Here is an 18,315-nt window from a genome sequence, read left to right on the forward strand (position 1 = left end):
CACGACACTATTTGGTAATCAAATATATAATCGTAAATTTGCAAACTCTTTTTAAGAGAGGAATGTTTAATCTATTACGCCAATGCGTAATAAAAAATTAATTAATAACGTGGACACATTAAGCTACAAAACGATTTCAGCAAACAAAGCTACTGTAGATAAGCAGTGGGTTTTAGTAGACGCTGAAGATCAGACTCTAGGCCGTTTAGCTTCTAAAGTTGCTAAACTTTTAAGAGGAAAACACAAGCCTAACTTCACACCACACGTTGATTGTGGAGATAACGTAATTGTTATCAACGCAGAAAAAATCAACTTATCAGGAAACAAGTGGAATGACAAAACTTACATTCGTCACACAGGTTACCCAGGTGGTCAAAGAAGTTTAACTGCTACAGAAATGTTTGGAAAAGATCCAGCAAGATTAGTAGAAAAATCAGTAAAAGGAATGTTACCTAAAAACAAATTAGGTGCCGTATTATTCCGTAATTTAAACGTTGTTGTTGGTTCAGCTCATACTCATGAAGCTCAAAAACCAAAAACAATTAACCTTGAAGAATTCAAATAACATGGAAGTAATTCACAAAATTGGTCGTAGAAAGACGGCCGTTGCTCGTGTGTATGTTGCCGCAGGAAAAGGAAACATCACGATTAATAAAAAAGACATGACAGATTACTTTCCTACTGCTACATTGCAGTACAAAGTAAATCAGCCTTTAGTTATGACTAACAATGATGGCAACTTTGATATTACAGTAAATGTATTTGGAGGAGGTATTACAGGTCAGGCAGAAGCAATCCGTTTAGCATTAGCTCGCGTTATGTGCGAACTAGATGCAGAAAACAGATTAGTTCTTAAACCAGAAGGTTTATTAACAAGAGATCCAAGAATGGTTGAACGTAAGAAATTCGGTCAGAAGAAAGCTCGTAAGAAATTTCAATTCTCTAAACGTTAATTTATCTTCAACAAGATTGGATTACTTTTTTATAAGTTTTTCCATCTTGTTGAAAACAAACAAAAAAATAACTCAGTTATTGTTGTCCATGACCTTATGGTCGGGATTTAGTTTAGCATCTAAATGGTTCAGGCGATTTTTGCAAAAAAGACCACTAAACCATTGCTAATTCAACAGAACGTAAACTATTACAAAATGGCAGTAGAAGTAAAAGAATTACTTGAAGCAGGTGTACACTTTGGTCACCTTACTCGTAAATGGGATCCAAACATGGCTCCTTACGTATATATGGAGCGTAATGGCATCCATATTATCAACCTATATAAAACAGCAGCAAAGATTGATGAAGCTGGAGAAGCTCTTGCTAAAATAGCATCTTCAGGTCGTAAGATCTTATTTGTTGCAACAAAAAAACAAGCTAAAGATATTGTAGCTGAAAAAGCCGCTAACATCAACATGCCTTACATTACTGAAAGATGGCCAGGCGGGATGTTAACTAACTTTATTACTATTAGAAAAGCTGTTAAAAAAATGGCTACTATTGATAGAATGAAGAAAGATGGTACTTTCAACTCTTTATCTAAAAAAGAACGTTTACAAGTAGATCGTCAACGTGCTAAATTAGAAAAGAATTTAGGTTCTATTAGCGATATGACGCGTTTACCAGCTGCATTATTTGTAGTAGATATTAAACGTGAACACATTGCGATTGCAGAAGCTCAAAAATTAAACATTCCTATCTTTGCTATGGTAGATACCAACTCAGACCCACGTCAAGTTGATTATGTTATTCCTGCAAACGATGATGCTTCTAAATCAATTGATAAAATTTTAACTTACGTAACTAACGCCATTGCTGGTGGGTTAGCAGAAAGAAAAGCAGAAAAAGATGCAACGACTAAAGAAGACGATGCACCTAAAGCTGAAAAAACATCTGCACCTAAAAAGAAAGCAGTAGCTCAAGACGAGGAAGAATAAAAAATTAATTTACACAACATAAATAAGTCGTTTATTCTTTTCTTCTGAAAATAGTTTAAACGACTTTTTTAAATTTTAAAACATATAATCGAAGCTATGGTAAAAATTACAGCCCAAGAGGTTAATAAATTAAGACAAGCTACAGGTGCAGGAATGATGGACTGCAAAAAAGCATTAGTAGAAGCAGAAGGCGATTTCGATAAAGCCATTGATGTACTACGTAAAAAAGGACAAAAAGTTGCTGAAAAAAGAGCTGATAGAGATTCTTCTGAAGGTGCCGCTATTTCTAAAATAAATGACGCAAACACTATTGGTGTTGCTATTGTTTTAGGTTGCGAAACTGATTTTGTTGGAAAAAACGAAAACTTTTTAGCATTGGCAAACAAGTTTGCTGATATCGCTATCAATTTCGATAACAAAGAAGACTTTTTAGCTGCCGATTTTGGTGGAATGACTGTTGCCGAAAAATTAGTTGAACAAACTGGTGTGATTGGTGAAAAATTAGACATTACAGCTTTTGAAAAATTAGAAGCACCTTTTGTTGGTACTTATGTACACATCAATAAGATTGCTGCTTTAGTTGGTTTATCTACAAAAGTAGATAAGGCTGATACTTTAGTAAAAGATGTTGCTATGCAAGTTGCTTCAATGGGAGCAAGCACTTTATCTTATAAAGATTTTGATCCAGCTTTTGTTGCATCAGAAACTGAAGCAAGAATTGCTGTTATTGAAAAAGACAATATTGAATTAGGTCGTTTAGGTAAAACACTTAAAAATGTACCTCAATATATATCTATGGCTCAATTAACGCCAGAAATATTAGCTGAAGGTGAAGAAGTTGCTAAAGCAGAACTTAAAGCTGAAGGGAAACCAGAACAAATTTGGGATAAAATTCTTCCTGGAAAAATGGAGCGTTTCATTTCAGATAACACGACTTTAGACCAAGAAAAATGTTTATTAGATCAAAACTTTATTAAAGATGATAAAATAAACGTTGCTAAGTATGTAACATCTTTTGGAGATGTTTCTATTACAGGTTTCAAACGTGTTTCTGTAGGAGAATAAATTCCCTTAAAGCAAGAATTTCTTAAAATATCAAACCACTACTCTTTTATAGATGTAGTGGTTTTTTTTATTTCTAAAAACAGGTTTTTTATAAATTTAAAAAATAAAAATTTTATGTAGCTTTGCAAAACGCATTATTCCAGCACATGCAGGAATGATATTCATCCAAAAAAACACATGAAATACAAAAGAATTCTCTTAAAATTATCAGGTGAAGCTTTAATGGGAAACCGACAATACGGGATAGATCCGGATCGTTTATCTGAGTATGCTCACGACATCAAAGAAATAACCGAAACAGGTGTAGAAATAGCTATCGTTATTGGAGGTGGAAACATTTTCAGAGGTGTTGCCGGAGCAAGTAATGGTATGGATAGAGTTCAAGCAGACCATATGGGCATGCTTGCTACCGTTATTAACGGTTTGGCTTTGCAGAGTGCCCTTGAAGATGCTGGCGTACCAACTAGACTACAAACAGCCATCCATATAGAACAAGTTGCAGAACCTTTTATTAGAAGACGTGCCTTAAGACATTTGGAAAAAGGTCGTGTTGTTATTTTTGGTGGAGGAACAGGAAATCCTTATTTTACAACAGATTCTGCTGCTGTTTTAAGAGCTATTGAAATTGAAGCAGATGTTATTTTAAAAGGTACACGTGTGGATGGAATTTATAATGCAGATCCTGAACTGGATTCTAAAGCCATAAAATTTGATCATATTTCTTTTGAAGATGTCTTAAGAAAAGGATTGAAAGTTATGGATACAACAGCATTTACATTAAGTCAAGAAAACGAATTACCAATTATTGTTTTCGATATGAATAAAAAAGGAAATCTACTAAGAGTGGTTTCTGGTGAAAATATTGGAACCAAAGTTAATTTATAATACTTATTTTTACTGATGGCCTATTTTTTGAATAGGCTTAATAAATTAAATTTTAAAAGATGAACGAAGACATTCAATTTATAATAGATTCAACAAAAGAATCTATGGATGCCGCAATTAGGCATCTAGAAAAGCAATTTGCAAATATTAGAGCTGGAAAGGCTACTCCTGCCATGCTAGGTAGTGTTATGGTGGATTACTATGGTTCCCAAACACCTTTAAGTCAAGTTGCCAATGTAAACACACCAGATGGTAGAACCATTACGGTACAACCTTGGGAAAAAAACATGATTCAAGAAATTGAAAGAGGTATCATGTACGCCAATTTAGGCTTCAACCCAATGAATAATGGCGACACAATTATTATTAATGTGCCACCTTTAACGGAAGAGCGAAGAATAAATTTAGCAAAACAGGCTAAAGCTGAAGCTGAAGACGCCAAAATAGGTGTTAGAAGTGCTAGAAAAGATGCCAATGGCGACATAAAAAAGGCAGATGTTTCTGAAGATCTTCAAAAAAATGCTGAAGCTGACATTCAAAATCTAACGGATAAATATGTTATTAAAATTGATGGCGCACTAGATGTCAAGGAAAAAGAAATAATGACAATATAAACTAAAGCGACTTTCTAAGTCGCTTTTTTTATGCTTTCATTTTATAAAAAAAGCATCTTTCCACCACTTATTACTACTCAAAATAAATTGGAGAATCTGATAAATTTTACAATTATCAGTTAATAACAGGTCTTTCAACATAAAGATTCATTCAAACGCAACATAATAAGTAAAATCTTTAGCAAATACATTGCTTTTACCTAACTTTGCGCCTGTTTTATTTTACTATGTTTAAACTATTTACAAAAGGTTTTTGGGACGTGATTGCTAGTATTATTCTAAGGAATAAAATTGTAATCCTTATTACTATTGCATTAATTACTATTCTTTTTAGTACGCAATGGAAAAACATGCGTTTTACCTTTACCGAAGCCAATTTACTTCCAAATGACCATGAGGTCAATTTAATTTACAACGATTTTTTAGAGATTTTTGGAGAAGAAGGGAACCTTATTGTTTTAGGAGTTAAAGATTCATCCCTTTTTACTGTTGAAAAACTTAATGCTTGGAACCAACTGTCCGAATCCTTTAAAAATTTAAAAGATGTTGAAGCCGTTGTTTCAATTAAAGATTTAAAAAAATTAGTAAAAAACACAGATAAAGAACGATTTGAATTAGAACCTTTTATTACAGATTCTATTCATACCATCGAACAACTAGATTCTCTTCAGGACGATTTATTTAAAAAATACCCATTTTACGATAACTTTCTTTTTAATAAGGAAACGAAAACCATTCGTACAGCAATCTATTTAAGAAAAGAAATTGTTAACACATCCGAACGAAAGGATTTTGTTTTTGATGAGTTATTACCAAAAGTTGAAGCTTTTGAAAAAGCGACCGATTTAGATGTTAGAATTTCAGGAATGCCTTATGTTCGGACATTAAACGCTCAAAATATTGTTGACGAAATTGGCAAGTTTATTGGTTTAGCTTTGGGAGTCACCTCCTTAATTTTCTTTTTCTTCTTTAGATCTTTTAGAGCCACTTTTATTTCACTTTTAGTAGTGTGTATTGGGGTTATGTGGACTTTTGGGATTATAGGTTTTCTAAATTATGAAATAACAGTTCTTACAGCTTTAATTCCGCCATTAATTATTGTTATTGGAATTCCAAACTGTATTTTTCTAATAAATAAATACCAGCTCGAAGTCAAATTACATGGTAATAAGGCCCGTTCGTTACAACGTGTTATTACTAAAGTTGGTAATGCCACTTTAATGACTAATGTGACTACAGCTTCTGGTTTTGCTACATTTATATTAACAGAAAGTACGCTTTTAAAAGAATTTGGTATCGTTGCCTCTCTAAGTATCTTGTCTATTTTTATATTGTGCATCCTCATTATTCCTATAATTTATAGTTTTTTACCTTCCCCAAAAGAGAGACATCTAGAACATTTAAACAAACGCTGGATTGGTGCCTTTGTTAACTGGACTGAACGTTTGGTAAAAGAAAGACGCATTTCTATCTATATAACAGCCATCGTTTTGTTAATAGTTAGTATGATTGGTATTTATCAAATAAAAATATCTGGAAGTTTAATTGAAGATATGTCTAAGGAAGCAGAATTTTTCCAAGACATTCGCTTTTTTGAGGAAGAATTCAACGGCATCATGCCCGTCGAAATATTAGTGGATACCAAACGCAAAAAAGGGGTTATGAAATTAGCCACTTTAAAACGTATGAATGAATTGGAAGAAGTGATTCTTGAAACTCCAGAACTCTCCAGACCAATCTCGATTGTAAGTTTAGTTAAGTATTCCAAACAGGCGTATTATAATGGAAACCCAAAGTATTATCAATTACCAACATCTCAGGAAAATAGCTTTATTCTTAGCTATGCTAAAAACTCATCGTCAGATCTAGATTTGCTTTCCAACTTTGTTGATAGCACCGGTCAATATGCCCGTATAACCACCTTTATGAAAGACATTGGTACGGATAGGATGGAACGCATTGAAGAAAACCTACAAAACAAAATAGATAATGTATTTCCTGAAGACCAATACAATGTTACCATTACCGGAAAAGCACTTGTGTTTCAAAAGGGAACCAAATATTTAGTTAAAAATCTAGCCATATCTTTAAGCTTGGCCATTCTTTTGATTGCGTTGTTTATGGCTTATATGTTCCGTTCGTTTAAAATGATAATAGTATCCTTAGTTCCGAACTTATTGCCATTGTTAATAACGGCAGGACTTATGGGGTATTTAGGTGTTCCAATAAAACCATCTACCATTTTAGTTTTTAGTATTGCTTTCGGTATTTCTGTAGACGATACCATTCATTTTTTAGCAAAATACAGACAAGAACTTCAAGCCAATAATTGGAAAATTAGAAAATCGGTTTATGCCGCACTTCGCGAAACTGGCGTAAGTATGTTTTATACATCCATAGTATTATTCTTTGGATTTTTAGTCTTTACTTTTTCTAGTTTTGGTGGTACAGTGGCATTAGGGGCTTTGGTTTCGGCAACCTTACTATTTGCCATGCTATCTAATCTACTTTTACTTCCTTCGTTATTGCTATCTTTAGAAAGAAATATTGCAAACAAAGCAGTTTTAAAAAAACCATCTATAAACATTATTCCTGAAGACGATAATGAAGAAGAAGAAAGTGATAAGGAGATAAAAAACAATCATTAAAAAATAGTACAAAGAATTATCTTTGTAAAAAAATATATTACAATGAAATCGAGAACAATCGCAGACCTACTTTCAAAAGAAAACACTTTACAAGACGTTGAAATAAAAGGTTGGGTTAGAACCTTTAGAGCCAACCGTTTTATTGCTTTAAACGATGGTTCTACCATAAACAACATTCAATGTGTAGTTGATTTTGAAAACACAGAGGAAACTACTTTAAAACGCATTACTACCGGAGCGGCAGTTCATATAAAGGGAACTTTAACCGAAAGTCAAGGAAAAGGGCAAAGCGTAGAAATCCACGTAAAATCTATTGAGATTTTAGGAGATTCAGATCCTGAAACCTTTCCTATTCAGCCTAAAAAGCATTCTTTTGAATTTTTAAGAGAAAATGCCCATTTACGTACCAGAACAAATACGTTTAGTGCTGTTATGCGTTTGCGTTCTTCATTATCTTTTGCTATTCATAAATATTTTAACGAAAATGGGTTTTACTACATGCACACACCAATTATTACTGGTAGTGATGCTGAAGGAGCTGGTGAAATGTTTCGTGTTAGCAATTTAGATGCTAAAAATCCACCTTTAGATGAAGCTGGAAATGTTAATTATAAAGAAGATTTTTTCGGAAAAGAGACCAACTTAACCGTTTCAGGACAATTAGAAGCTGAAACCTTTGCCATGTCTTTAGGTAAAGTTTACACTTTTGGACCAACGTTTAGAGCTGAAAACTCAAATACCTCTAGACATTTAGCTGAATTCTGGATGATAGAACCAGAAGTTGCTTTTATGGATTTAGCTGGTAATATGGACTTGGCCGAAGACTTTATGAAATCGGTATTAAGTTATATTCTAGAACATAATCGTGAAGACTTAGAGTTTTTAGAAAGCAGATTGTTAGATGAAGAAAAAACAAAACCACAAGCTGAACGTAGCGAGATGAGCTTGATTGAAAAGATCAAGTTTGTTGTTGACAACAATTTTAAACGCGTGAGCTACACAGAAGCTATCGATATTTTAAGAGATTGCAAACCTAACAAAAAGAAGAAATTTAAATATATTATTGAAGAGTGGGGAGCAGATTTACAAAGCGAGCATGAACGTTATTTAGTTGAAAAACACTTTAACTGTCCTGTTATTTTGTTCGATTATCCAGCAAATATCAAAGCCTTTTACATGCGTTTAAACGAAGATGGAAAAACGGTTCGCGCTATGGATATTCTATTTCCTGGGATTGGAGAAATGGTTGGAGGTTCGCAACGTGAAGAGCGTTTAGATGTTTTAAAAGAAAAAATGAAAGCTTTAGACATTGACGAAGAAGAATTGTGGTGGTATTTAGATTTAAGAAAATACGGAACTGCTGTACATTCTGGTTTTGGCTTAGGTTTTGAACGTTTAGTAATGTTCGCAACAGGAATGGGTAATATTCGCGATGTGATACCTTTTCCTAGAACACCTCAAAATGCTGAATTTTAAATTCCTGCGAAAGCAGGAATCATATTCTGATATTGATTCATATTTTATAAATTAATGGAACTTTCGTTTTTTTGTGAAATTTTTGAAACCTTGCAGGTTAGTAAATAATAAATTCATAAAACAATCTATATATACGTTTATATAGATTGTTTTTTTTATTTTTATATGAAATGCCTAGAACTAAAAGTTATAGTCTAATCGATATGATATTAAGGGCCTTGAACCTGCCAGTCGTCAGATAGGTCTGACCATTGAAAAACAAGAATTATTAACAGATGAAACCAAATCATTTCAATGCTTAAACAATTTTTACAATTTAAATTATCGCAAAAGTTATCGCCTCAACAAATTCAATTGATGAAGCTGATACAATTGCCTACCCAGGCATTTGAGCAACGTTTAAAACAAGAATTGGAAGAAAACCCAGCCTTAGAAAGTGGGAAGGAACAAACAGATGAGTTTGATGACGATTTTGATAATACAAACGAATACGAGGATGACAATGAATCTATAAGTGCTGAAGATATTAATGTTGACGATTATTTAAGCGACGACGACATCCCTGATTATAGAACCCAAGCCAATAATTATAGTAGTGACGACGAAGAAAAAACCATGCCTTATGCTGCTGGAATTTCGTTTACGCAACACTTAATCAATCAGTTAAACACTTTTAGATTAACAGATGATGAATTTGATGTTGCAGAATTCTTAGTTGGAAGTATCGATGAAAGTGGGTATATCCGTCGATCATTACCAGACATTATGGACGATCTGGCTTTTACTCAAAACATATATACTTCTGAAGAACAAATACAAAAAGTTCTTAGAATAGTCCATCAATTGGATCCTGCTGGTGTAGGTGCCAGAAATCTTCAAGAATGTTTAAGCATACAATTACATAGAAAGGAAAAACGTCCAGATGTGGAATTGGCTATTGATATTATTGATAATGCTTTCGAGAAATTTACAAAAAAGCACTACAAAAAACTACTTCAGAAATTCGATATTACGGAACAACAGCTAAAAGATGCTATAGATGAAATTGAACATCTAAATCCGAAACCAGGAGGCTCTTATTCTGGAAATAACAGAATGGTCGAGCATGTTGTTCCAGATTTTGCAATTAAGATTGTTGATGGTGAATTGGAATTGACACTTAATGGTAGAAATGCTCCAGAGCTTCATGTTTCGAGAGAATATAATAACATGTTAAGTGGTTATAAGGAAGCTAAAGACAAATCGAAATCTCAGAAAGATGCCGTCATGTTCATTAAACAAAAACTGGATGCGGCCAAATGGTTTATAGACGCCATTAAGCAGCGTCAGCAGACCCTATTTGTAACCATGAGTGCTATTATGCATTATCAAAAAGAGTTCTTCTTAACAGGGGATGAACGTAAACTGCGCCCAATGATTCTGAAGGATATTGCAGATGAAATTGAGATGGATGTCTCTACAGTTTCCAGAGTAGCCAACAGTAAGTATGTGGATACGCCTTATGGCACGAAACTTATAAAAGAATACTTCTCTGAATCCATGACAAACGATCAAGGCGAAGAGGTTTCTACTAGAGAAATTAAAAAAATATTAGAAATCGTTATTGAAGAAGAGAACAAAAGAAAGCCTTTAACAGATGATGCTTTAGCAAAAATACTAAAAGAAAAAGGTTATCCCATTGCCAGAAGAACGGTTGCAAAATACAGAGAGCAATTAGATATTCCAGTGGCTAGATTGCGTAAGAAGATATGATAAATCAGCTTTTAAAAAGTATTTCATTTATATTTCACCCCATTCTCATGCCTTTATTGGGTGTGCTTTTTTATTTTTCAAAATCACCTAGATTTATCCCAATAGAAATTATCCAAGCAAAAGTAGTCTCACTTTTCATTTTAACAATCTTACTCCCTATTCTACTTTATTATTTACTAAAAAGTATGGGACGCGTACAATCTATCTATTTAAACAGTACGAAGGAGCGATTGTTACCGTTGTTATTAAATGGTTCTATTGCTATTTTAATTGTTAATCGAGTATTGCCACCAACAGAAATTATAGAATTGTACTTTTTTTTTGTAGGGATCTTGATTTCTACTTTAGCTTGTTTTTTCTTGGCCTTATTAAATTTTAAGGCTAGTATCCACATGATTGGAGTTTCTGGAGTTACTATGTTTTACATAGCTCTAAGCATTCATTTTAGTATTAATGTCAATGGCACTTTAGCACTAATGTTTGTCCTAATTGGAGCCATTGCAACCTCTAGACTTCATCTAAAAGCACATACAAATGTAGAATTGCTTATTGGTTTTTTTATTGGATTGTTGCCTCAGCTAATTTTAGTAAACTACTGGTTATAGAAGATAGAAAATAAGTCCAAATTTAACAGCAGTCATTTCAATGGCATCGGTACCAATTTTAGCATCTTGAGAAAACATCGGATTTAAAGAATAATATACATGAAAGTTCCATGTATTATAACCCGCACTTAAGGTTAAACCATATTGAAAATCGTTAAGATCTTTAATGTTACTGTTCTTTATTTTACCTGCCTCTCCTTTAAACTTCGTAGAGCTAGCTAATAAATAACCAACCTTAAAGCCTGTGTAAATCCGCCAGAATTTATATTCGGAAGCAGTAGAGGTACGCCATCTAACCTCAAAAGGCATCTCCAGAAGATAGGTAGAGAGTTTATTTTTAGAATAGTCAATATCAGATTCGCTTAGGTTGACATATTCAATGTTACCAACATCGTCTGTATAAACGAAAATATTGTTATTATAAGCATTAATAGATGCACCCAAACCTAGTCCAAGACCAAAATTCCTTTGTTCGTTAAGTGGGAAATCGCGAATAAACCCAAATTGAAACCCACTGGAAAAACCTGTCTGTTTAACATTGGCAGGTTTGTTAGCAAGCAGATTGTACGTAATAGCAAAGTAAAACTGGTCTTCCCTATATTTGGTATCTTCAACTTTGGAACTATCCTTTACTACCTCCTGAGAGAACACGAGCGTAGCACAAAACAAACCCATAATAAAGGTGATTATCAGCTTCATTTTTTAGAATAAAATATAGATTAAAGATAAAATAAAAGGCGTTATGATTGCTCAAAACGCCTTTAAATATTATAAAATTAAGAATTTAATTATTTATTCAATCCTTGAATGGCATCGCCCTTTTTGGTTGTATAATTAATTTTAAGCGCATTTACTTTACGTAATTCTTGCTTAATATCTGTAACTAATCCCATGTTAGCATCACCATCCACTTTTAAAGCAGTAGTTAAAAACGGAATTAATTCTTCTCTTTTAGAAGCGCGTTCTGCAGCTATAAATGCTGGTATTTCAGAAACTTCAGCAAACTTATCGTTTAATTGAATTCTTGCTTCAGTACCATAAGTCGATTTATAGTTGCTACTAGGTTTTCCAGCATAGATATACATTACCAAATCTTTTTTATCTAGTTTTTCAACTTGATCTGCAAACGGTAAATTATTATCTATCATTAATGTATTCTGTCTCATAACAGTAGCTACCATGAAAAAGAACAATAACATAAACACAATATCAGGTAAAGATGCTGTATTAACTGCTGGCATTTCGCCTCCTTTTTTCTTTTTAAATTTAGACATATTTTTTGTTTATCTAATTAGACTTTTTAGGTTCTGCTTCAGAGAATTTCTGTGGAATTAAAATTTTAATTACTTCTAATTTATCCTTTAAGTTCGCTTTTTCTGCTGATGAAGTTCTAGGATCTGAATAACGCTTATCTGCTTCAACAAAATTAATTCCTAAATTAGGATAACTTTTTTCAAATTCTCTATTTCTTAACTCATTATAGGCCGCTATAATTTCGTTTTGAACCACTATATACGTATCGTATTTTGTAGCTCTATCATTTTGCAACGAAATAATAGCCTTATCAAAGTTATCAGAAGATCTAGGATTTTTCTTTCCTTGACAACGCTTACAAGCATCTGTCCCGGCTCCACCACCATTATCTAAAAAGGCTACGGCTGCCGCACGAAGGTCTTTTATCTTGATAATTTTTTCTTCTCCTCCTGTTTTTAAGAATAAGTCGTTATTCTTATTGACATTAAGTTGAAAAATATTCTTCTCCCTAATAATTGGTGGTATTTCTGTGCTATCATCTATAGGTGGCAACTTTCTATTTAATCCTGAATCAGTCTCAATGGTTGTAGTCACTAAGAAAAATATAAGGAGTAAGAAAGCAATGTCAGCCATAGAGCCTGCATTCACTTCTGGTGCTGATCTTTTTGCCATAATTATTTATTCGTTATATTTTTAATTCCAGAGAAAGCCATAGAACCAATAGCAATAATAGCTAAAGCATAGAATGCATTCAATCCTGCTCCAACATATTTAGAGGTTGCTTCTGTAACATCAACTCCTTTATCTGTAAACTGAGTTAAATTTAAATCTGTTCCTGAGGCCATTACATAAGAAATGACTAGAACAGCTAAGAATGCTCCTACAGACATTAAGGTCTTTTTAATGTCACCAGCCAATAATCCTTTAATCACAAATATTAGTACTAAAACTAATATCATTGCTAGAACTATATAAGTAACATAGATCATATTGTCTACCATACCATCATTTCCGCCGATAATCATTAATGCCAATATGACACCTACAATGGAAAGTACTCCAACAATAATTTTTAATATTTTATATAAACTCATTGTATAATGTGTTTTAGGTTAGTATTACTTCTTGTATCTAATCAATAAATCCATTAAAGTTATTGAAGCATCTTCCATATCGTTTACAATGCTATCAATTTTTGCAATAATGTAGTTGTAGAAAACTTGAAGAATAATAGCCACAATTAAACCAAATACAGTTGTTAAAAGTGCTACTTTAATACCACCAGCAACTAAAGAAGGTTGCATATCTCCAGCAGCTTCAATTCTATCAAAAGCTTCAATCATCCCGATTACAGTTCCCATGAACCCTAACATTGGAGCCAAAGCAATAAATAATGAAATCCAAGATACGTTTTTCTCTAATTGTCCCATTTGAACACCACCGTAAGCTACAACAGCTTTCTCAACAGCGTCTAAACCTTCGTCTGTTCTATCTAAACCTTGATAGAAAATAGAGGCAACAGGTCCTTTTGTATTTCTACAAACTTCTTTTGCAGCTGCAACACCACCAGATTGTAATGCATCTTCTACTTCTTGAGTAAGTTTTTTAGTGTTTGTAGTTGAAAGGTTTAAAAAGATGATTCTTTCAATAGCAATTGCTAAACCAAGGATCAAACATAATAGAACGATACCCATAAATCCGGCACCACCTTCTATAAAACGTTTTTTTAATTCCTGGTGAAAACCAAGTTCCTCAGTTACCGCAACGTCAGTAGCAGCTTCATCTTGTGATACACTAGCAACAGTTGCTGCTATTGATGCTGTTATGTTTGCAGTTGTATTTGCATTAACAGTTCCGAAAGCCATCATTCCAGTAATGGCTAGAATAGAAAATAATCTTTTCATTGTTCTTGTTCTTAATTTTATTAGTTAAAGTGTTAAAGATATAAAAAAAATACGATTAAAAAATAAAAATATCTGCAGAGAGGAAGGGATTCGAACCCTCGATACCCTTTTGAGGTATACACACTTTCCAGGCGTGCGCCTTCGACCACTCGGCCACCTCTCTCAATATTATATTTATAATACGTTAGGCAAATAACAAAAAAACTTTTGAAAGCTAAAAATTTTGACAGTTAATTTTTAGGAAATTTCTCCACGTAAGGAAGTTTCAAAGATTGTTTTGAAGGTATTATCCGAAATTTTTTCGCCTAACAGATACATTAATTTAACAATTGCAGCCTCTGTTGTAATGTCTTTTCCAGAGATAACTCCTATCTTTTTTAAATCTGAACTTGTTTCATATTGCCCCATATTAACGCTTCCGCCAGAGCATTGCGTTACATTTACCACTTGAATTCCTCTTTTTATAGCATTTTCTATTAAAGAAATAAACCATGTTTCGGTAGATGCATTTCCTGCGCCATAGGTTTCCAAAATAATTCCTTTTACACTGGAATTATTAATTATAGATTCCAAAATAGATTTAGAAATTCCTGGAAATAATTTTATGAGAGCGATATTTGTGTCCAATATTTTATGTAAAACCAGCTTTTTTTTGGCATTTGGAACTAGTAAAGCGTCATTATTAACTTTAATATGGACTCCAGATTCTGCTAAATGTGGATAATTTAGAGACTCGAAAGCCTCAAAATGTTCTGCATTTATTTTTGTTGTTCTATTACCTCTATATAATTTGTACTCAAAATACAAGCCTACTTCTCTAATAACGGGTTTGTTATTTTTTCTTAATGAAGCCATTTGAATAGAGGTTATTAAATTTTCCTTGGCATCCGTACGCAAATCACCAATAGGCAATTGCGAACCCGTAAGAATAACAGGTTTTGCTAAGTTCTCTAACATAAAGCTTAAGGCAGAAGCGGTATAACTCATGGTATCACTACCATGTAGCACTACAAATCCATCAACGTTCAGGTAATGTTCTTCTATTATTTCTGCCATTTGTATCCAGTATTCTGGACTCATGTTAGAAGAATCTATTGGTTCTTCAAAAGAAACAGTTGAAATATTACAACTTAACAACTTTAATTCAGGGATACGCTTTAACAGGTTATTAAAATTGAAAGACTTCAATTCTCCTGTATTTGGGTTTTTGATCATCCCAATAGTTCCGCCTGTATATATTAAAAGAATGTTCGGATTGTTGTCTTCCATACTTATATATTAAAAATATCTTTTGAGTTTTGAGTGGTAATTTCGGCAATTTTTTCCTGAGGCAACTTATAAAGTTCGGATAGTTTTTCTAACACCTTTATAATGTAGCTACTCTCATTTCGTTTCCCTCTAAATGGTTTTGGTGCTAAATAAGGGGAATCGGTTTCTAAAACAATATGTTTTAAATCTATCTGATTGATAAATTGATCTATTTTTCCATTCTTGAAAGTTAATACACCTCCAATTCCTAATTTCATATTAAATATAATAGCACGTTTTGCTTGTTCTAAAGTTCCTGTAAAGCAATGGAAAATGCCAAATAAATCGTCGCCTTTTTCCTCTTCTAAAACTTCAAAAATTTCATTAAAAGCGTCTCGGCAATGAATTACAATTGGTAATTTGTATTTTTTAGCAAGCTGTATTTGATGTTTGAAAGCTTTTTTCTGAATTTCGAGAGTTGTTGTATCCCAATACAAATCGATTCCAATCTCCCCAATAGCATAAAAAGAACGTTTGGCCAAAAATTGATCTACAAGAGCCAGTTCCTCTTGGTAATTTTCTTTAACAGATGTTGGATGCAAGCCCATCATTAAAAAAACATTTTTTGGAAAATCTTTTTCTAACTGAAGCATCGACTCAGTATAAGTTGAATCTATTGCGGGAATAAAAAAGCGTGAAACACCTGCGTCAATTGCTCTTTGGATCATGGCACTTCTATCCTCGTCGAAGGCGTCACTATATAAATGGGTATGTGTGTCGGTAATAATCATGATGCAAAAGTATAGGTTCTTTTACAAATAACCTTGAGACCTACCATGATTTAAACCTTTCAGGTGCTAATCTCAAAACTTCGGGCCTGAAAGGTTTATTTTAAGAATCTACTTCAACTTTTTAATAAGTTGTTGTGCTTGTTTATAATCTTCAGAATCTTTAGGGATTGTTTTCAAAACATTTAAACAAGCTATTTCATCTCCTTGTTTTAATTTACTTAATGCCAAATACCAGATAGCCTTGTTTTTATATACAGAAGGTGTTTGAATAATAACATCAAAAAGCGCATCTGCCTTTTCATATTTATTAAGCTCTACTAAAGAAACTGCTTTATAAAATTGTAGTTCCATATTATTGTTATCTGTTTTAAGTAATTCTGAAAAATACATGTCTGCATCTTTAAAATTTCGATTATTGAAAGCTACTTCTGCTTTGTTTAAAACGTCATTTTGCGCACTTCTAACAGTTAAATCCATTGTTCCATAATTAGCATAATCGCTATAAACTGGATTTGAGAACTGCTGTGTTACAAAAAAACCAAGAGCTAAAATGGCCGCCACAGCAATAGAATAATACCATGGATTTATGCGTTTTGCTTTTGTTTTTGACTGTTTGTTAAAATATGCCGAAGAAATATCTTCCACGTTCTTTTTAAAAGCTTCTGTTTTTTCTTCGTTTTTAATTTGATGTTCTAAAAAATTAGAAGTTTGTTTATATAATTGAAAAGCATCCTTAAATGCTAAATCAGTTTTTAATCTGTTTTCAAATATTTGAATATCATCTAATGATAAATCTCGTGAAAGATATGCTTCAAATAAAATGTAATCTTGGTCTTGCATGGTTAAGATTTTAGGTTTTTATAACGTGGTGACTCTTGAACCATTTTTGTAAGTTTCCCTATACATAACGATTTCTTTTTCCTAGCATATGCATAAGTCACATTTAGACTTTTAGCTACTTCTTCCATAGATTTTATTTTAAAAGTGGCCGTTAGCAAATCTTTACAAGCTTGTCCCAGATCTTGAAACATGTCTTTAAACAAGCTGTGCTGTTCTTCAAACAACGTGGTTTCGAAGGCGAGTTCTTGAGCATCGTCATCTTTAGATAACACTTCTTCATTAATTGTTACCTCTTTATTACCAGTTTTTTTTATTTGATTCAACCATTTGCGTTTACATAGCAAGAAAAAATAGGCATCGAATGGACAGGTAAGTTTTAGTCCTTTCTCTGTGGCTTGATGGTATATGGTAATAATGGTTTCTTGGATAATATCTTTAGCATTGGCTTCATCTCCACTATTCTGCTTGATATAGTTTATAACTTTTGGCCCAAACTTATCATATATAGTTTGTATGATAAATGCATTGTTGTGAACCAATCCATCAATATATTTTTGGTCTTCGTGACTTTTTTTTTGGCTCATGAACCCTTGTATTTTCAACTAAAGTAAAAAAAGTTTCAGATTTATAGGTAACAATTTAAAAAAGGTTTTGATATAAGGCTGTAAGTGTAGAACATGTGATACAAACATCGAATAGAAAAAAAATTAATCCATAAAATTTTTACGTCATGAGAAACACAATTTTAATTATCGCAACAGTAGCTTTAACCAATATACAGGTACATGCTACAAATGAAAAAACAACCTTTTTCCCTTCAAATAAGGTTGAAACAATAACAACAGAAAATCTAGTGCAAGTTTTCGATTGGAATGTGAAAACGACCAAACGTACTTATTCTGGAACCTCTCCAAATATTGAACACGCAAATAAAATGATTGTTCTAGTAAGCTATGGCGAAGTTATTTTAGACAAAAAAATAGAAAGCTTTTATATGAGACGCTATGAAGCAGAAAACAACAGCAATAGATTGTATTTCTGGGAAGTAGAAAGTACTTATGGTTATGCCAAAGGCTTTTCTTCTTCTGAAGAAGATGCTAATAGAATGATAACACTTATAGCTAAAGGCGAAATTGTTTCATCTAAAGTAATTATAAGTGGTATTGTAAAAGAGAGCCAAAGAAAAAAGGCCAGAACAAAAATATAAAGATGCTATTAATCGAGAGCTGAGTTATTTTATAATTCAGTGGAGAAGGACCTTTCATTCATTTGAAAGGTCTTTTTTTTTGATTATTAAAATTA

At 32.8% G+C, this 18,315-nt stretch carries 20 protein-coding genes and 1 tRNA gene; 11 read left to right on the forward strand and 10 right to left on the reverse strand.

Annotated elements, in window-relative coordinates:
- The first annotated feature begins 109 nt into the window (after positions 1-109).
- The 10 genes from rplM to IEV77_RS01320 all read left to right on the forward strand — a co-directional run bounded on the left by rplM (position 110) and on the right by IEV77_RS01320 (position 10,976).
- Positions 110-565 carry a 50S ribosomal protein L13 gene (gene rplM / locus IEV77_RS01275; RefSeq protein WP_188462925.1) on the forward strand — a complete coding sequence of 152 codons (456 nt, stop codon included), beginning with the start codon at positions 110-112 and terminating at the stop codon, positions 563-565.
- A 1-nt stretch (position 566) separates the two neighbouring features.
- Positions 567-953, forward strand: a complete 387-nt coding sequence (rpsI, locus tag IEV77_RS01280; protein ID WP_188461084.1) for a 30S ribosomal protein S9 — start codon at positions 567-569, stop codon at positions 951-953.
- A 195-nt stretch (positions 954-1,148) separates the two neighbouring features.
- On the forward strand, positions 1,149-1,931 hold the full coding sequence (gene rpsB / locus IEV77_RS01285; RefSeq protein ID WP_188461086.1) for a 30S ribosomal protein S2: 783 nt from the start codon (positions 1,149-1,151) through the stop codon (positions 1,929-1,931).
- A gap of 96 nt (positions 1,932-2,027) precedes the next feature.
- A complete protein-coding gene (gene tsf, locus IEV77_RS01290) occupies positions 2,028-2,996 on the forward strand; it encodes a translation elongation factor Ts (RefSeq protein ID WP_188461087.1) in 969 nt (322 codons plus the stop codon).
- A 177-nt stretch (positions 2,997-3,173) separates the two neighbouring features.
- The gene (gene pyrH, locus IEV77_RS01295) at positions 3,174-3,881 is read left to right on the forward strand and encodes a UMP kinase (RefSeq protein WP_188461088.1); all 708 of its coding nucleotides are present in this window, start codon (positions 3,174-3,176) and stop codon (positions 3,879-3,881) included.
- A 59-nt stretch (positions 3,882-3,940) separates the two neighbouring features.
- The gene (gene frr / locus IEV77_RS01300; protein ID WP_188461089.1) at positions 3,941-4,495 is read left to right on the forward strand and encodes a ribosome recycling factor; all 555 of its coding nucleotides are present in this window, start codon (positions 3,941-3,943) and stop codon (positions 4,493-4,495) included.
- Between the two features lie 227 nt (positions 4,496-4,722).
- Entirely contained in the window at positions 4,723-7,143 is a 2,421-nt protein-coding gene (locus IEV77_RS01305) for an efflux RND transporter permease subunit (RefSeq protein ID WP_188461090.1), read from the forward strand.
- A gap of 42 nt (positions 7,144-7,185) precedes the next feature.
- Positions 7,186-8,619 carry an asparagine--tRNA ligase gene (asnS, locus tag IEV77_RS01310; protein ID WP_188461091.1) on the forward strand — a complete coding sequence of 478 codons (1,434 nt, stop codon included), beginning with the start codon at positions 7,186-7,188 and terminating at the stop codon, positions 8,617-8,619.
- Between the two features lie 294 nt (positions 8,620-8,913).
- Entirely contained in the window at positions 8,914-10,371 is a 1,458-nt protein-coding gene (gene rpoN, locus IEV77_RS01315; protein ID WP_188461092.1) for an RNA polymerase factor sigma-54, read from the forward strand.
- Positions 10,368-10,976, forward strand: a complete 609-nt coding sequence (locus IEV77_RS01320) for a hypothetical protein (protein WP_188461093.1) — start codon at positions 10,368-10,370, stop codon at positions 10,974-10,976. Before rpoN ends, IEV77_RS01320 begins: the two co-directional genes overlap by 4 nt.
- Here IEV77_RS01320 and IEV77_RS01325 read toward each other — a convergent pair.
- The 10 genes from IEV77_RS01325 to IEV77_RS01370 form a co-directional block, all read right to left on the reverse strand.
- A complete protein-coding gene (locus IEV77_RS01325; protein ID WP_188461094.1) occupies positions 10,971-11,675 on the reverse strand; it encodes a porin family protein in 705 nt (234 codons plus the stop codon). The genes IEV77_RS01320 and IEV77_RS01325 overlap by 6 nt on opposite strands.
- 89 nt (positions 11,676-11,764) lie before the next feature.
- A complete protein-coding gene (locus tag IEV77_RS01330) occupies positions 11,765-12,250 on the reverse strand; it encodes an ExbD/TolR family protein (protein WP_188461095.1) in 486 nt (161 codons plus the stop codon).
- A 13-nt stretch (positions 12,251-12,263) separates the two neighbouring features.
- Positions 12,264-12,902, reverse strand: coding sequence for an ExbD/TolR family protein (locus tag IEV77_RS01335; RefSeq protein ID WP_188461096.1), 639 nt, complete (start codon positions 12,900-12,902; stop codon positions 12,264-12,266).
- Positions 12,903-12,904: 2 nt separating this feature from the next.
- Complete coding sequence (locus tag IEV77_RS01340) at positions 12,905-13,324, reverse strand: hypothetical protein (protein WP_188461097.1); 420 nt, start codon at positions 13,322-13,324, stop codon at positions 12,905-12,907.
- 24 nt (positions 13,325-13,348) lie between these two features.
- A complete protein-coding gene (locus tag IEV77_RS01345; RefSeq protein WP_188461098.1) occupies positions 13,349-14,134 on the reverse strand; it encodes a MotA/TolQ/ExbB proton channel family protein in 786 nt (261 codons plus the stop codon).
- A gap of 75 nt (positions 14,135-14,209) precedes the next feature.
- Positions 14,210-14,297: transfer RNA gene (locus IEV77_RS01350), tRNA-Ser, on the reverse strand.
- A 74-nt stretch (positions 14,298-14,371) separates the two neighbouring features.
- A complete protein-coding gene (locus tag IEV77_RS01355; RefSeq protein WP_188461101.1) occupies positions 14,372-15,403 on the reverse strand; it encodes an asparaginase in 1,032 nt (343 codons plus the stop codon).
- Between the two features lie 2 nt (positions 15,404-15,405).
- Positions 15,406-16,173, reverse strand: a complete 768-nt coding sequence (locus IEV77_RS01360) for a TatD family hydrolase (protein WP_188461103.1) — start codon at positions 16,171-16,173, stop codon at positions 15,406-15,408.
- A gap of 108 nt (positions 16,174-16,281) precedes the next feature.
- Positions 16,282-17,013, reverse strand: coding sequence for a tetratricopeptide repeat protein (locus IEV77_RS01365; protein WP_188461105.1), 732 nt, complete (start codon positions 17,011-17,013; stop codon positions 16,282-16,284).
- Between the two features lie 2 nt (positions 17,014-17,015).
- Entirely contained in the window at positions 17,016-17,597 is a 582-nt protein-coding gene (locus IEV77_RS01370) for a sigma-70 family RNA polymerase sigma factor (protein WP_188461107.1), read from the reverse strand.
- A gap of 146 nt (positions 17,598-17,743) precedes the next feature.
- Between IEV77_RS01370 and IEV77_RS01375 the strand changes: the two genes are divergently transcribed.
- On the forward strand, positions 17,744-18,220 hold the full coding sequence (locus tag IEV77_RS01375; protein ID WP_188461109.1) for a hypothetical protein: 477 nt from the start codon (positions 17,744-17,746) through the stop codon (positions 18,218-18,220).
- Positions 18,221-18,315: the final 95 nt, after the last annotated feature.

Origin of the sequence: Xanthomarina arctica, assembly GCF_014638915.1 — a bacterium.
GTDB lineage: Bacteria > Bacteroidota > Bacteroidia > Flavobacteriales > Flavobacteriaceae > Xanthomarina > Xanthomarina arctica.

Excerpts from the sequence above, each read along its gene's own strand:
- rpoN (WP_188461092.1), top strand. The coding sequence starts at position 8,914 with ATGCTTAAACAATTTTTACAATTTAAATTATCGCAAAAGTTATCGCCT.
- IEV77_RS01320 (WP_188461093.1), top strand. The coding sequence starts at position 10,368 with ATGATAAATCAGCTTTTAAAAAGTATTTCATTTATATTTCACCCCATT.
- IEV77_RS01355 (WP_188461101.1), bottom strand. The coding sequence starts at position 15,403 with ATGGAAGACAACAATCCGAACATTCTTTTAATATATACAGGCGGAACT.
- IEV77_RS01335 (WP_188461096.1), bottom strand. The coding sequence starts at position 12,902 with ATGGCAAAAAGATCAGCACCAGAAGTGAATGCAGGCTCTATGGCTGAC.
- IEV77_RS01345 (WP_188461098.1), bottom strand. The coding sequence starts at position 14,134 with ATGAAAAGATTATTTTCTATTCTAGCCATTACTGGAATGATGGCTTTC.
- IEV77_RS01305 (WP_188461090.1), top strand. The coding sequence starts at position 4,723 with ATGTTTAAACTATTTACAAAAGGTTTTTGGGACGTGATTGCTAGTATT.
- IEV77_RS01330 (WP_188461095.1), bottom strand. The coding sequence starts at position 12,250 with ATGTCTAAATTTAAAAAGAAAAAAGGAGGCGAAATGCCAGCAGTTAAT.
- IEV77_RS01340 (WP_188461097.1), bottom strand. The coding sequence starts at position 13,324 with ATGAGTTTATATAAAATATTAAAAATTATTGTTGGAGTACTTTCCATT.
- rpsB (WP_188461086.1), top strand. The coding sequence starts at position 1,149 with ATGGCAGTAGAAGTAAAAGAATTACTTGAAGCAGGTGTACACTTTGGT.
- frr (WP_188461089.1), top strand. The coding sequence starts at position 3,941 with ATGAACGAAGACATTCAATTTATAATAGATTCAACAAAAGAATCTATG.
- rpsI (WP_188461084.1), top strand. The coding sequence starts at position 567 with ATGGAAGTAATTCACAAAATTGGTCGTAGAAAGACGGCCGTTGCTCGT.
- IEV77_RS01360 (WP_188461103.1), bottom strand. The coding sequence starts at position 16,173 with ATGATTATTACCGACACACATACCCATTTATATAGTGACGCCTTCGAC.
- pyrH (WP_188461088.1), top strand. The coding sequence starts at position 3,174 with ATGAAATACAAAAGAATTCTCTTAAAATTATCAGGTGAAGCTTTAATG.
- asnS (WP_188461091.1), top strand. The coding sequence starts at position 7,186 with ATGAAATCGAGAACAATCGCAGACCTACTTTCAAAAGAAAACACTTTA.
- IEV77_RS01370 (WP_188461107.1), bottom strand. The coding sequence starts at position 17,597 with ATGAGCCAAAAAAAAAGTCACGAAGACCAAAAATATATTGATGGATTG.
- tsf (WP_188461087.1), top strand. The coding sequence starts at position 2,028 with ATGGTAAAAATTACAGCCCAAGAGGTTAATAAATTAAGACAAGCTACA.
- IEV77_RS01365 (WP_188461105.1), bottom strand. The coding sequence starts at position 17,013 with ATGCAAGACCAAGATTACATTTTATTTGAAGCATATCTTTCACGAGAT.
- IEV77_RS01375 (WP_188461109.1), top strand. The coding sequence starts at position 17,744 with ATGAGAAACACAATTTTAATTATCGCAACAGTAGCTTTAACCAATATA.
- IEV77_RS01325 (WP_188461094.1), bottom strand. The coding sequence starts at position 11,675 with ATGAAGCTGATAATCACCTTTATTATGGGTTTGTTTTGTGCTACGCTC.